The organism is Pseudomonas sp. 31-12 (assembly GCF_003151075.1).
In the GTDB taxonomy this organism is placed as follows: domain Bacteria; phylum Pseudomonadota; class Gammaproteobacteria; order Pseudomonadales; family Pseudomonadaceae; genus Aquipseudomonas.
In genome coordinates, this window is the sequence record NZ_CP029482.1 from 2,801,103 (window position 1) to 2,815,951 (window position 14,849).

Sequence of the window (14,849 nt, forward strand, 5' to 3'; positions counted from 1 at the left end):
CTTCAGATTGCCTTAAGACTCGGCGGGCAGGGTGTGGCCCGTCGGTGCGGTGACACACCGGACCCCGGCCGCACGAATGACTCGGCAGCCGGCAATGACATTCAAGAGGCCCGTTATGACCCGCGAATCAATGACCCATCGCTATGGAAAACTTTCAATCACCTTGCACTGGCTGATGCTGGCGTTGTTCGTGGGCGTGTATGCCTGCATCGAAATCAAAGGCCTGCTGCCCAAAGGGCATGCCTTAAGGGGAATGTTTCTCGGGCTGCACGGCCTGTTCGGCTTGAGCATATTTGCCCTGGTGTGGATCCGCCTGCTCGGACGCCTGACGCCCCGGCCACCGATTACCCCGGCACTGCCCAAATGGCAGACCGGCGTTTCGCACCTGATGCATCTGGCGTTGTACGTCTTGATGATCGCCACACCGTTATTGGCCTGGCTGATGCTCTCGGCCGGCGGCAAGCCGATGCCCTATTTCGAGTTCTACCTGCCATCGCCGGTGGCGGTCGATCCGGACCTGGCCAAGCAATTCAAGTACTGGCATGAACTGCTCGGCAGCGCGGGTTACTGGCTGATCGGCTTGCATGCGGCGGCGGGGTTGTTCCATCACTACTGGGTCCGCGACAACACCCTGACCCGCATGCTGCCCGGCCGGTCCGACAATGTGGTTAACCAGCGTCAGCTATAAACCCGAACCCGGTGTCGACCAGACACCGGCCATTTCCATTGCCAGCCCGAGACCTCGAATTCACCCCTAACCCCCTGTGGGAGCGAGCCTGCTCGCGATGGCGTCATCCCAGACGCCATCAATTCCAGCCAAGGATTCCCACTTCGATATTCACTGCCTTAAACATGTTTGAGCACCTACGTTTAGAGACACTCAGTGTTACGTCCCAACGGCTACAACGCCTTGCGTCATTACCTACGCGTACGCCAGAATCCGCCGGCTTGTGCGCCTGTGGGGCGGGCTATATCGTTTCCCGGTCACTGAAAAACAGTGATCGGGTTTGGTAGCCCGCTTGTGACAGTCGCATGGCGACACCTTTCACAGTCTCCTTTTTTGGACGCTGCTTTTATGGTGGTCATGCGTGGGGCTCCTTTGCGAGCGCCGGGTTTCCTGTCGCAACCGGTCTACCAACCCACGTATGGCCGCCACTCTTCGTTTGGTAGCGAGGGTGATGGCTCCTTAAATTTGCGATGGGAGCTTCATCTATGATCAAACCAACACCAAACCCACCGGACACCAATCCGGCATCCCCCTACGAATCCCTCGATTCCAAAAAACTCCACGAAGCCGCCGAACGCGCCCTCGACCACTACCTCAACCCAGGTGCCAACATCATGGCCAGCACCCACGAACCCGAACCCATGTTCCTCGCCAACCCCAATTACGACACCGAATCCCTGCTGGCCAACGCCAGCTAATCACTGGGTTCGGCGACGACCATGCTCAGCAATTTCGCAGCGTTGCTGGATAACTCGCACCGCAAGACGCTGCTGGGGATTACGCAGGTGGTGATGTTGGGGGAATTGGCGGTGAATCAGGCGTTGGATAAGGTTGAAGTGAAGGAGTGATTCACTAACCCTCCGTGGCGATCGGGACCTCCGTCGCCATAGAGGGGAGGTTAGTAAGTCAGTAACCGTATGTCGAAGCCTTCGGGTGAAATCGGATCAATGTTGGCTGCTATCGACCAGAAACGGATATTCGCCACAGAGTCGCAATCGACCTATTCGTTAATTCGACCCACAGACTCCTCGCCGGATTATTTGATGGCTAGCCGGCTCCGGCTGATTCGTGCAAAGATCGGAACCGTCTATGGCTTTATGCCGCCATGCTCCCGGCCTTGGAGCATTTTTGCGCGCACGATAGGGAAGTCCAAGTGAACATTGACACTGGTTTTTTTGCCTATGCATCTTATCCCGCAGATATTGGACAAGTTATTGAAAACGCTATGGAAAGCGTTGGTAAACATAATAAAGCTGTATCGGTTGATACCTGGAAAGCCCTTGATATTGCAGGGCATTTCATAGCCGGAGAAGTCTTAGGTGGGATAGATGGCGCAGATTTCTTTCTGGCTGATATTTCAATATTGAACTTCAATGTTACATATGAGATCGGGTATGCAATCGGTAAGTCGAAAAGAGTGCTGCTCGTTAAGAACAAAAGCTTGGCACCTCAAGGGGAGAAAATTTCTGACGTTGGAATATTTGACACTCTAGGATATCGGGAATATCAGAACTCTGCTGAACTGATCAGTATTGTTAACAGTGCAAATTTTACAAAACCAATTGAAATTTCAAATACACCAAATGTTAAAGCCCCGATTTATTTGTTAGATACTCCATTCAAGACGGATTGGTCAACTAGGATAATTTCAAGAATAAAAAAAGCGGGTTTTATATTTAGAAATTTTGACCCAAATGAAATGCCGCGCCTTTCAGCATACGATGCGATATCACAAGTGTCTCAGTCGCACGGTGTAGTAGTTCCACTTCTTTCTTCAAATTCTGCGGGCCATCAAATTCATAATCTACGAGCAGCATTCATCGCCGGCTTAGCTGATGGAATGGGAAAAGCTCTCAGCATTTTGCAAGCTGGTGATGACCCTGTCCCTCTGGACTATAGAGATTTTGTACACGTTACCTATCATCCTGATGATGTTAATCAAGCAATCGAACTCTTCGCTAGCGAGGTGACTCAGGCCTTTCAAAAGCTTGAGCCAAGTAGTAGTAAACAAGAGCGATCATTTCTTAAAAAGTTAAATCTTGGCGCTACCTCCGCAGAAAATGAAATGCGTGATCTAGATAAATATTATTTAGAGACTGATCAGTTTTTAAAGTCTTTAAGGGGTGAGGCCCATCTCGTAGTTGGAAGAAAGGGATCAGGAAAATCCGCGATTTTTCTGCAGATTCGAGACGGTGAACGCGATAAAAATCGAAACAAGAATATTGTTCTTGACTTGAAACCGGATGGTTACAAGCTAATAAAATTTAAAGAAAGGATACTTAGTTTTCTCGAAGAAGGTACATACCAGCACACGGTTACGGCGTTTTGGGAATATGTGCTCTTACTAGAGATTTGTTACAAGATTCTAGAAAAAGATAAAACACGACACATTCATGACCACCGCCTTTACGATGGCTACCGTGAGTTATCAGAACTATTTCATTCTGAAGGGTACGACTATCAAGGCGATTTTTCAGAGCGTATGTCTGTTTTGATGGAGCGAATATATTCGGAATACCAATCAAAATTTGGAGAGGCGAGCAAAGTCAGCTTGTCATCTTCTCAGGTCACCGAGCTTATATATACTCATGATGTTAAGCAACTCAAAACTAAACTTGGCTCCTATTTGGAAAACAAAGAGCTTCTGTGGCTGCTTTTTGATAATCTCGATAATGGCTGGCCAACCTCAGGCCTCCAGCATGAAGACCTTCTAATAATTAGAGCATTAATTGAGGCCACTAGAAAAATAGAAAGACAATTCAGTCGGTCGAACTTTAATGTTAAGACAGTAGTATTCTTAAGAAATGATGTATATGAGCTCCTTGTTAAGGAGACATCAGATCGTGGCAAAGAAGCAAGCGTAGTGCTCGACTGGACAGATCCTGATTTGCTTCGAGAGTTGGTGCGATTACGTATTATTTCTAATGGTCTTGATAGTGGGCTGGACTTCAAAAATGCCTGGCTACGTGTATTTACAAGTCATTTCAGAGGAGAAGAAACATCGCAATATCTAATAGATAGGTCACTGATGCGCCCTCGTTTTTTGTTGAATCTAATCAATCACTGTAAAAGTTTTGCCATTAATTTAAATCATGACCTGGTAGAAAGTGCGGATATAGAAAAAGGAGTTGCAGCCTACTCCTCCGATCTCCTTCGAGATATCGGATACGAGTTAAGGGATATTTCAAAGGAAACAGAGAGTGTGCTGTATGCCTTTATTGCTTCTCCCTCTGAACTTAGCGAAGCAGAAGTGACGGAGACCCTCGTAGCGTCTGGGCTTGATTTGCCGCAGGCAATTAGCGTAATGGACTTATTACTTTGGTACGGATTTCTAGGGATTAGAATAAACTCCGATGAACCTAAATTCATATATGACTTCAATTACAACAAGACATTGATGGATGGAGTAAAGCGCAAGTCGAAACAAGCCGTTAACCTGGTGATTAATCAAGCTTTTTGGCCAGCATTGATGATTGAATGACTATCAATATATTGACGGGTGAGAACTGCAAATTCCATTTGTTGAAGTGCGCAGCCTATTCAAACATAAATACTGCTTAAATATACTTGATGTCAGGTGATATATGGCTAAGAATGATCAGATTTTACTTGATGGAATAATAGATGATCGAATGGAGATAAAGCTTCCATCTGATCGGCGAGACGAAGTTTTCGAATATCTAGCATTCGAACAAATTCTGAAAAATTATGCACTGTCCAAAGATGAAATTGAAGCTGGCTGGGTAGACGGTAGAAATGATGGCGGCATTGATGGGTTTTACATATTTGTTAACGGGAACTTTTTATCTGAGCCCGAGAGTTTTGTGTGGCCGAAGTCAGGATCACAATTAGAGGTTTGGATTGTGACGTGCAAACATCACGATACTTTCAAGCAGGCTACTCTTGATAATCTAGTTGCTACTATTTCCGAGTTGCTCGATTTATCTGTGGCGAGCAATGAACTGCAGGGCGCTTATTCTGATCTTATACTGCGGGCTCGGGAAAATTTAAAACTGGCGTATAAAAAGCTTTCCTCAAAATTAACTGAGTTTTCGTTTAATTTTGCCTATGCCTCTAGAGGCGATACGACCTCAATCGGTGAATCAATCCTGTCCAGGGCGCAGCAAATTGTTTCGCTTACAAAGAATTCATTTAGCTCGTGCGCAGCCAATTTTGTGTTTTTTGGAAGTAGTGAACTCGTAGAGCTATATAGAAAAAAGCCAAATTATTCCCTGGATTTGGAGTTTAATGAGTCACTTTCAAGAGGAGAAAAATATGTTTTGCTGACAAGTCTAAAAGATTATTATCGTTTTATAACCGATGATAATGCCCTGCGCAGGTACCTTTTTGATTCCAATGTAAGAGATTTTATGGGGGCAAATAGGGTCAATGAAGATATAAAATCAACGTTGGAAAGTGACGAGGGACCTGACTTTTGGTCTCTCAATAATGGGGTTACAATACTAACAACCTCTGCCAGCATTATTGGTAAATCCATACGGCTGGATGACATACAGATTGTAAATGGACTTCAAACGACGGAGTCTATATTTCGTTATTTTCAATCTGGGGGTGTTGATAAGGAAAATCGTTCAGTTCTCGTTAAAATCATAGTTTCAACTGAGGATTATGTTCGAGACGCAATAATTCGAGCTACAAATAATCAAACTGTAGTAGAGCTAGCATCACTCCATGCCACTGATAAAATACAACGCGACATAGAAGAAGTGTTGGAGAGAAGCGGCTACCACTATGAGAGACGAACTAATTATTACAAAAACCTAGGGCATCCTCCCGCACTAATTGTGACACCTCTATATTTGGCCTCGGGATTTGTTAGTTTGATATTGAAGTCTCCGCATACTGCAAGATCTCTTAAGTCAAGGTTTATGAGGTCAGATGAATCCTATGATATGGTTTTTTCGCAGAGCGCTCCTATAAATGTCTGGTCGAAGATTGCTGCAATATTAAAGTTCATAGATTTAAACTTGGAGGGCTTTCGTCCGTTGGGGACAAGTGCGAACGAACGATTTCTAAAGAACTGGAGGCATTTGGTAAGTTTTATTTTTGCAGCGAGAAAGTTAAACTCTTTTGACTATAGCGCAAAAGATCTTGCAAGTTTTGATATCGAGAAAATGAATGGCTCAGAAGTTAGGGATGTTTGGGAGTTCATACTAAAAAATTATTCACTAACTCCTTCGGATAATATACACAAGAAAAAGAGCTTTTATGTTGAGGTCGCGAGATTGGCGTCGGAGGAATTTAGCATTCCAGGATTCGATCGAGTGGAAAAGCTTGCTCGATTTGGAGTACAGAAAAAGCCACCTGTGGCTACGCCTCTCCAACAACAAAGAATCCCTAAGGTAAGTTTAGAATTCGCGCTTAGACTGAACGATTACTTACCACCTCAGCCTTGGAAGCCTGGTATTCATCGTGAAGTCTGCAAGTTTTTTAGCTGTTCTAGCAATGATTATTTTGACGCGGTAGGTATTTTAATCAGTGAGGGCTTAAGAAATATCCAGAAAGATGGAGTTGTTTACGATGGTGACGGTAACGTTATCGCTTTTGACTCTGAACGAGTAGACCCCAACTCCTTGGGGCTTTTAAAGAAGTTCGATTAATTATAGTATTCAAATTGAATATATGAATGCTCGCTACTTTGGATCTATTGCTACGGTTCATGAGAGGATGCTTTCGACCCAACGCGGATGTTCGTGAAAAGCAGTAATTGACCGAAAGACCAGGCGCTAACGTTTAGGGCAGAGGAGGCTCTAACATTTGCAGTTTTTGTGCAAATGTCATGATAGCCCCCAACAACGCCTATTAGAGGCCTGCCACGAGATTCGAGCCGAATTCAACTATATGTGTTGCGCTTACAGTTCAGCCTATGTCTATTTGATGCACAGAGCAGGCCATCCGTATTCGATGCGCCAACATGTCTCAACTAGATCCCGACTATGCTTTTCAGCGATTAGTGTCCGAAGAAATTGCCGATCCTCAGGCCCTAGATCCTTCAATTGATCGATCATTCCTTCGTGGAAAAAACTCGCTCGCCATTTTTTGTTACTTAGCGGATAGCGAGAGATTCCGAGCGCTCCGGTTCCAGTATTCTGCTCAGTTAAGGAAAAGTGTAGTCTTAGACGAGAAAAAACGCGTCCTTCCTGACCACTATATACCACATTTAGCTGCTCTCCCTGTGGCGTATATATGTCTGAGGGGGCTAGCCGGTTTTTGTTAAATCGAGCCACCTCATTAAATTTTGTTGCCTTCGCTGGAAGGTTGGAGGGCAAGCTGAGTTTCTCTAATTCGTCTAGCGTAATATCAGATTCAAACCAATACCAGCCAGGCCGGTTCGCCCACAATTCAGCATTCTTATTGCCAACCCACGAGTGCAGAAATGTATTTTCATTCCATTCAGATGAACAACCAAAATCTATCGATCTTCGATTGGACCAAACAACGTTTGCAAGTTTTTTGAGCGTGACCATCAGACTTCTCTGTAGTTATAACTTTTGATTAAGAGGCAGGATTTAACCTGTCTAAATGAGCGCAACGAACGTTTTAAAGCCGTTATGTTGAAATCGTGCGAAGTAACTAAAAAGCACTTGCCCACCGCTCGTATTCTGGACGGAACTCGCCATTTTTCATCATCATCATTTCGGCTTTTAAGAGTTGTTGATCAAGAAGATTTAGATTGAGGTTTAGCCAGTTGCATGCTTGATGAAAGTCGTGGATTTGCTTCTCTCCAATGTTGATTTCTAGCCCTGTGTCGGTGCTTATAGGATAGTTTTTTCTTTTGATGCCTTGAATGACATGTTCGATAAAACCTAGCAGGGTTGTGCCGGAAAAAGGTGAAAGGCTGCATATGTCATGGCGCAAATTATAGTCTCGCCTTATGCGTTTGGGATGAGCCCAGTATCTAGCATGAAGCAGTTTAAGTCTTAATTCGTAATGCTTGATTACTTCTGTATTTACAAAGTCCTTCGTAGATTCTTTGAATTCTTCGAAATTTGCTAGGGTGATATTGGTATTTCTTACGCACTCAAGAGCAGCTTTCTGAAAGCCTTTGTTTGAAATTATGAAACCTCTGTCAGCACCTATGTCTTGGACGATGCTAAGCAAGGCCATTACCTTTTCTTTAGACACATTATTAGACCAGTTCTTGGCTTCGACAATCCAAGTTATCTCTTTGCCGAAGAATTTTGGACTAACCAATATATCAATATCATGACTTGCGCGCGCGCCTTGGGTTCTCACGTTTGTGCGTGCAATTGCGCCAAGAGACTCGAAGTGTTCTTTGATTTTTTCTTGGAACTTATACCAGTCGGAGTTTTTTCTTTTTTGGCTCATGCCGATTCTGATCCTGCTGCACAAAACTATAAATAGACGCCACATGGCGCATTTAAACGTGCCATGTGGTGAGCATTGCGTATAGAGAACAGCGCAACTACTCCGGAATAGAGAGGGCAAGGTGAAGGGTGGATTACGTGCACCATTTCCTGCAGTTCCCTTAGCTGGTGGTGTTTAGGCTTTCGTAAGGCTAACCTCGGAGAGAACCGATCACAATCTCTGACCCTCTGATCAATTTCGCTTGGCTGCTTTTCACCGATTACAGCCTGCCGTAAATCCTGAGATCGACCTTAAGCGGACGGCGCAATGGGCTAATTTATTTGTTGCGATAATGCGGCAGGTCAGGCTTAACACTATCGCGAGCAAGCTTTGCTCCCACAAAAGAGCAGTATGTTTCAGGCAAGAATTTCGAAAGAGGTGCTGGCTAGGCGTTCGCCATTCACCAGAATGTGCACTGCGTGATTGCCTACGTAGTGCTTCCTAGTGGTGAGCTCCTTGATCTGTTGACCACGGCTGACCCGTTCAGTCGCCTTGCCAGCCAACGTCAACGCCTTAAGCTTGAACACCTTCGCCGAAGTGCTGCCATTGGCTTTGACGTAATCAATCGCATAATCAATCACCAACCGCTGACTCTCCGCCACCGTGGATTTCACCGCAAACGACAGGGTGATTTTCTCCCCCAACCGAATCACCGCCGGCTCGACCTTCACCCCAACAATCTCAACCTCAGCCTTGCCACTCGCCCCAATAATCGCCAACGCCCGCTGGTTTCCCTGCTTGATCAAGCTGCGCAGCGCATGCTTAGCAATCCACGCGGTGTGCTTGTTCTCCAGCGACCACCCCTCAATCAAGTCCAGCACCCACTCCGGATGGTCCTTGGTAATGTCATTCAGGTGATTGGCTACCGACTTGCGCACGTAAAGGCTTTCATCCGCCTTGAGGTTGTCGAGAATCGCCGCCGCCAACGTAGGATCACTCTGAATCTGCTCCAACCGAAACGACCACGGCAAGCGCGGTCGACTGCCTTCGCTGGCCAGACGCCGAACATGCTCATTCTCATCCCGAGACCATGCCTGCATCAGCGCCAACGACCGCTCCAGATCGCTGCGCAGAAAATACCGAATCGCAAATTCCGCAGAGCCAAACGCGGTGAAGTATTTGAGCGCTTCCATCGAGCGCTCGAAATCATGCGCGCCATACATCGCCACGTAATGCGGCAGGGAGATGCTGACAAACCCGCTGTTCAGGCGCGGGGCGAGGGCGCGCAGCACTTCGAGGGATTTGTCGTAGTCCAGCGGCAGCACGGCGTGCAGGCATTCGCTGACGCGGGCCATGCGCTGCATGATCGACAGGTCGGCGAGGCCGTCGTTGGCCATTTTCAGGAAGGCTTTGGCGTTGAATGCCGGGTAGACCGCCGTCATTTCAGTTGCGATGTGTTTGAGGCGTTCGGCGTTGAAGATTTCCTTCAGGGCCGGGGCAGGTTGTTCGGCGGCGGTCATGGTCGGGTCCGTTCGAGGGGGCCGGTCAGGTTATCGGGGTACTGATGAAAGCCTCAAGCTTTTCTGTCTGTGCGGCGAATTCCGTGATAGTGGCAGGCTCACGGGTCAAATCATTCCCCTGGGGGATCGACGTTCGCTGACGCTGACGATGGACGCTCGGGCCGGTTCAGGAGGGGAGTTGAGTGGGTCCATACGGACGGTGCCTGTGAAGTACGCTTCCGGGCCGTTTATCGAGGGTTGCGAGCCTGCGCGCTTGAGGATCATGATCCGGTCCTATTGATAAATGAACAGGAAATTTTATGGGCCTCACGCTCCACATACACTCTATGCATATCCTGGAGTAAAGCGCGCCATGGAAGCCAACCGATTGGGTGACATCGCTGCATTTGTCTGCGCCGTAAAGGCTGGAAGCTTTACTGCGGCGGCGGCTTCTCTTGGCCTGACCCGGTCGGCGGTGGGGAAAAGTATAGTTCGCCTGGAAAGCCGGATGGGCGCACGGCTTCTCAATCGCACGACGCGCAAACTGAGTCTGACTGACGAGGGACAGGTCGCCTATGAGCGCTGGCGTCAGATTCTTGAAGACCTGGATGAAGTGGAAGCGACCATGGCCTTGCGTCGTGGGCGGCCCACCGGGACCTTTAAGCTCACGGCACCGCTGTCCTTTGGTCAGCGCCACATTCTGTCGATTCTGGATGCTTATCTGAAGCAGTGGCCTGAACTGCGGGCGGATGTCTGGTTTACCGACCGCTTTGTTGATCTGGTCGAGGAGGGCATCGACATCGCCATACGAATTGGCACGCCCAAAGATGACTCCCAATTATTTACTCGTACCGTGGCTTGGCAGCAATTCGCGACGTGTGCATCGCCTGCTTATCTGGCCCAACGCGGCGTGCCGCAAACGCCCGCTGACCTTGTCGGGCATGACACCATCGCGTTGTTCAGTGGCGAGCGGCCGACCGTCTGGCGTTACCAGACACCTGCCGGCCTTCATCTTTACGAACAGCCGGGGCGACTGAACATCGACAGTTCAGAAGCCACGCGAGAAGCGGCGCTGGCAGGCATCGGCCTGATTCATCTGCCGACCTACATTACGGGTAACGACCTGCGCGATGGCACGTTAGTGGAAGTGTTGAAACCCTATCGCGCACCTCCTGATCCCATCCGAGTCGTCTACACCAGCAAGCGTCACCTGTCCCCCCGCGTTCGCAGGTTTATTGACCTGTTGATCGAGCGTTGGGAAACAGGCGTGCCTTGGGAAAGATAGCGATATTGGGGACTCAGCGGACCGTGTAACGGTCGCGAACTGCTGTTTATCCAGCCTGAGGAATCAATAAATATGTCAGTCATCGTCACTCACGGGACTGCCATTATGACTACCGCCACCCACTTCTCGCCGCCAGCTCAACCGGCCACTTTACCGACCGCCCATCCTTCGCTTGAGCGCCATCCCGGGTTTCAACGCTTGTTTAAACCGCAGGCGCTCACGATTGGCCTGATTTTGCCCCTCGAAACCCACCCGGGCAGACCGGCGCCGACCATGCGTGATCACGTGGAGATGGCGCAACGCGCCGAAGCGCTGGGCTTTGGTGCCTTGTGGATGCGCGACATACCTTTCTACGACCCGGATTATGGCGATGTGGCGCAGATCTTTGAGCCGCTGGTCTACATCGGTTACCTGGCCGCCGCCACCCGCAGCATTGTCCTGGGCACCACGGGTATTGTGCTGCCGACCCGTGATCCGATGTATCTGGCCAAGCAAGCGACGTCCCTCGATCAACTCAGTGAAGGTCGACTGGTGTTGGGGCTGTCCTCGGGTGATCGATACAGTGATTACCCGATGCTGGGCATCGATTATGAATCCCGTGGCGATCGCTACCGTGACGCCTTTTCGGTGTTTCGAACCCTGATCGAGCAGAGCTTTCCGCGTTTTCGCTCCGAGCGATTCGGTGGCTCACACGGAAACCTGGACCTGGTGCCGAAGGCGCCGTATGGCCGCGTCCCGTCAATTGCTGTCGGCCAGGCGCAACAGAGCGTTGAATGGTTGGCTCAGCATCTTGATGGCTATCTTGCCGGCGTCCAAAGCCCGGAGCGGTTGCCATCGTTGGGAGAGACCTGGCACGCCGCCGTGCAGGAGGCAGAGAACCGCAACGCTTTCAAACCGTTGGGCCTGGGCGGCTATTTCGACCTCAGCGACAACCCGGATCAGCCATTCCAGCGCATCCAGGGTGGCTTCCGGGCAGGGCGCAATGGTCTGCGCAATTACCTGGAGCACGCGCAATCTGCCGGTGTCTCGCATATCGCGCTCAACCCCAAGGTCAGCCGTCAACCCTATGGCGAAATCCTCGATGAACTCGGCGAGTACGTTCTGCCGTACTTCCCGTCACATGCCTGAGATCACGCGGAGGAATCACTCATGTCATCACTTTTCGAATCTTATGACCTTGCGGGTCAGCAGTTGCCCAATCGCATCGTCATGGCGCCGATGACCCGCGCTCGCGTCGAGGGCACCGTGCCCTCTGAAGACATGGCGACCTATTACGCCCAGCGCGCCGGAGCCGGCCTGATCATCAGTGAAAGCGCGCAGGTGTCTCCACAGGGACGCGGCTACCTGTATACCCCGGGGATCCACAGCGCAGCGCAAATTGAAGGCTGGAAGCGCGTGACTGATGCGGTTCATCAAGCCGGGGGACGCATGTTCCTCCAGCTCTGGCATGTGGGGCGCGTCTCGCATTCTTCCTTGTTGGACGGACGCTCACCTGTCGCGCCTGTGGCCATGCCCGCCGGTCAAACGCTGGTGCATGCCTACGACAGCGACGGCAAGCCTGCGCAAGTTCCGGTGAGTGCGCCCGTGGCGTTGGATGCCGAGGGGATCCGGCAGGTCATTGCAGACTTTCGCCTGGCCTCGGCCAATGCAATGTCGGCAGGTTTTGACGGCGTCGAAATTCACGCCGGCAACGGGTATCTGTTTGAACAGTTCATCAACGGCGTCTTCAACACGCGTGAAGACCGTTACGGTGGTGCACCGATCGCGAATCGCCTGCGATTGCTGCTTGAGACGGTCGATGCGGTGAGTGCGCAGATCGGCAGTTCGAAGGTGGGTGTGCGCGTGTCGCCTTTTGCCCACCTGGCGGATCTGCACCCGTTCGATGGCGAAGAGGCCACTTGGCTCGCTCTGGCCGGAGCACTGTCGCAACGCCAGATTGCCTACTTGCATGCGAGCCATCTCGGCACGCCGGACTTTCAAAAAGACTTCCGCGCAGCTTACGACGGCACCTTGATGGTGTCGGGCGGGTTCACCCTTGAAACCGCGCAGCAGGCCATCGAAGAAGGTTTAAGCGACCTGGTGGTTTTTGGCCGGCCGTTTATAGCCAATCCCGATCTGGTCAATCGCTTGCGCCATGGCTGGCCACTGGCCGAAGCGGGAAGGGAGGCTTACTACGGCGGGGGAGCGCATGGCTACATCGATTATCCCGCGTACTCGTCGCCAGTCGCAGAAAGTGCATAGTGGACCCGTCGTGCAGCGCCGGGGCAGGTTGTTCGGCGGCGGTCATGGTCGGGTCCGTTCGAGGGGGCCGGTCAGGTTATCGGGGTACTGATGAAAGCCTCAAGCTTTTCTGCCTGCGCGGTGAATTCGGCTATACGCGGGAAGCGTGTGGCATCGACTTGATCCGGTGTCACCAGGTTGGTGAAGCTCCAGGCGACGGCGAGGGTGATGCCGTCTTGTTCGATCAAGGCACCGTTTGCCAGAGGCTGTTTTTCCAGTTCGCGTTCAAGCGCTGAATAGGCTGCGGCGAGTTGGCCTTCGACCCGCTCAACCCAAGGCTGGTATTGAATCTCGGCGGGGCGCAGGTTGCGTTCGTAGTAAAGCTGAACGGACTTTTCGCACGCTGCCAACCCGAGCCCGATCAGACGCCATGCGCGCAGTCGCTGCTTAAGGTCGCCGGGCATCAGGCTTTTGCCGGGACCGGCCAAGGCTTCGAGGTAGTCGATGATCAGTGTCGAGTCGATCAACACTTCGCCGTCGTCCAGCACCAGGGTCGGGGCCTTGACCACGGGGTTGATCTGCTGGAAGTGCTCGAAGTGGCGGAACACGGAAACCGACTCGTGCTCCAGGTCGATGCCCAAATGCTTAGCGGAAATGGCCACGCGCCGCACGTAGGGCGAATCCAGCATGCCGATCAGTTTCATTGCGCCACTCCTTCAGGTGTCCATGTCGGGATGGACTACCTTAGCTGAGGTTCGGCGACCTGCAAACGGCGCGGGGCTAATCCTCGAAACCGACCTGTTCGTGAATCTCGTCGACCTTCAGTTCCAGGCGATAGGCCACGGCGATGAACAGCGCCTGGCACAGGCACAAGGTCGCGCTCAACGAGCGGAAGGCGAACGAGCTGCCTTCATTGACCAGCAGCACGGTGTTGGCGCGTTTGGCCAGCGGCGAGAGGTTGCTGTCGGTGATGATCAGGGTTTTCGCCTGGTTGTGCTGGGCGATGCGCAGGCAGTGTTGGGTTTCTTTGCCGTACGGGGTGAAGCTGATGGCGATGACCAAGTCATTGGCGCGCACGCTGCGCATCTGCTCGCGGTAGCTGCCGCCGAGGCCGGAGACCAGATGGATGCGTTTGTTGGTGTGTTGCAGGTTGTAGACCAGGTAATCGGCCACGGCGAACGAGCGGCGCACGCCGACCACGTAGATGTTGTCGGCATTGACCACCAGGTCCACGGCTTTGTCGAAGGCTTCGTCATCGAGCTCTTGCCCCAGTCGCTCGATGCCGGACAGGGTCGCGTCGATGCATTCGCGGGCGAGGTCGCCGCCGCTGGCTTTCTGCGATTTGTTGGCGATCATGCTGCGAATGCGCTGCTGGTAGTTCTGCACCGGCGTGGTTTTGTGCGTGTACGCCTCGCGGAACAGGGCCTGCATTTCGCTGAAACCGCTGAACCCGAAGCGCTGGGAGAACCGCACGATGGCCGACGGGTGCACTTCGCACTCGCGGGCGATGTCGCTGATGCGGTCGACCATGATCCGGTCGCTTTGCTGGCTCATGTAGCTGGCGATGCGTTTGAGCTGGCGCGGCAGGCTTTCGTATTCGTTGGTGATCAGCTGCAGCAGACGCTCGGCATTGATCGGGGGGCTGACGAGATCGCTGTCGGGCGTGCTCTCGGTCGTAGCCGGCTGATCGGTGCGGGACATAGGGAATCCTTCTGGCTTGTTCTTATAGGGCTGACTTGCGTGTCATCCCCTGACAATAGGTTGGCTGTGCGCAGTCTACAGGGTAGGC

The 14,849-nt window shown here is 51.2% G+C and carries 11 protein-coding genes and 1 pseudogene; 7 read left to right on the plus strand and 5 right to left on the minus strand.

Annotation, left to right across the window (positions count from 1 at the left end; translation table 11 throughout):
* The first annotated feature begins 115 nt into the window (after window positions 1-115).
* From DJ564_RS13165 to DJ564_RS13185, 4 genes and pseudogenes are all read left to right on the plus strand, one after another.
* On the plus strand, window positions 116-688 hold the full coding sequence (locus DJ564_RS13165) for a cytochrome b (protein ID WP_109629858.1): 573 nt from the start codon (window positions 116-118) through the stop codon (window positions 686-688).
* 524 nt (window positions 689-1,212) lie between these two features.
* Window positions 1,213-1,575: pseudogene (locus tag DJ564_RS13175) on the plus strand (DUF6124 family protein).
* 305 nt (window positions 1,576-1,880) lie between these two features.
* Entirely contained in the window at window positions 1,881-4,208 is a 2,328-nt protein-coding gene (locus DJ564_RS13180) for a P-loop ATPase, Sll1717 family (RefSeq protein WP_109636023.1), read from the plus strand.
* 103 nt (window positions 4,209-4,311) lie between these two features.
* Window positions 4,312-6,348 (plus strand): AIPR family protein, encoded by a 2,037-nt coding sequence (locus DJ564_RS13185; protein WP_109629860.1) that lies wholly within the window; start codon window positions 4,312-4,314, stop codon window positions 6,346-6,348.
* A 270-nt stretch (window positions 6,349-6,618) separates the two neighbouring features.
* On the opposite strand, the gene DJ564_RS32000 is transcribed toward DJ564_RS13185, so the two are convergent.
* The 3 genes from DJ564_RS32000 to DJ564_RS13195 all read right to left on the minus strand — a co-directional run bounded on the left by DJ564_RS32000 (window position 6,619) and on the right by DJ564_RS13195 (window position 9,576).
* The gene (locus DJ564_RS32000) at window positions 6,619-7,215 is read right to left on the minus strand and encodes a hypothetical protein (RefSeq protein WP_162556201.1); all 597 of its coding nucleotides are present in this window, start codon (window positions 7,213-7,215) and stop codon (window positions 6,619-6,621) included.
* 106 nt (window positions 7,216-7,321) lie between these two features.
* On the minus strand, window positions 7,322-8,077 hold the full coding sequence (locus tag DJ564_RS13190; RefSeq protein ID WP_109629863.1) for a restriction endonuclease: 756 nt from the start codon (window positions 8,075-8,077) through the stop codon (window positions 7,322-7,324).
* 395 nt (window positions 8,078-8,472) lie between these two features.
* Entirely contained in the window at window positions 8,473-9,576 is a 1,104-nt protein-coding gene (locus tag DJ564_RS13195) for a DNA alkylation repair protein (RefSeq protein WP_109629866.1), read from the minus strand.
* Between the two features lie 352 nt (window positions 9,577-9,928).
* Between DJ564_RS13195 and DJ564_RS13205 the strand changes: the two genes are divergently transcribed.
* The 3 genes from DJ564_RS13205 to DJ564_RS13215 all read left to right on the plus strand — a co-directional run bounded on the left by DJ564_RS13205 (window position 9,929) and on the right by DJ564_RS13215 (window position 13,081).
* Window positions 9,929-10,840: a LysR family transcriptional regulator gene (locus tag DJ564_RS13205; protein WP_109629869.1), complete on the plus strand. Its 912-nt coding sequence runs from the start codon at window positions 9,929-9,931 to the stop codon at window positions 10,838-10,840.
* Between the two features lie 105 nt (window positions 10,841-10,945).
* A complete protein-coding gene (locus tag DJ564_RS13210) occupies window positions 10,946-11,968 on the plus strand; it encodes an LLM class oxidoreductase (protein ID WP_256597500.1) in 1,023 nt (340 codons plus the stop codon).
* A 21-nt stretch (window positions 11,969-11,989) separates the two neighbouring features.
* The gene (locus DJ564_RS13215; protein ID WP_109629874.1) at window positions 11,990-13,081 is read left to right on the plus strand and encodes an alkene reductase; all 1,092 of its coding nucleotides are present in this window, start codon (window positions 11,990-11,992) and stop codon (window positions 13,079-13,081) included.
* Between the two features lie 71 nt (window positions 13,082-13,152).
* On the opposite strand, the gene DJ564_RS13220 is transcribed toward DJ564_RS13215, so the two are convergent.
* Both DJ564_RS13220 and DJ564_RS13225 read right to left on the minus strand, forming a co-directional pair.
* Window positions 13,153-13,764, minus strand: coding sequence for a glutathione S-transferase (locus tag DJ564_RS13220; RefSeq protein WP_109629877.1), 612 nt, complete (start codon window positions 13,762-13,764; stop codon window positions 13,153-13,155).
* 76 nt (window positions 13,765-13,840) lie between these two features.
* A complete protein-coding gene (locus tag DJ564_RS13225; protein ID WP_109629879.1) occupies window positions 13,841-14,761 on the minus strand; it encodes a MurR/RpiR family transcriptional regulator in 921 nt (306 codons plus the stop codon).
* Window positions 14,762-14,849: the final 88 nt, after the last annotated feature.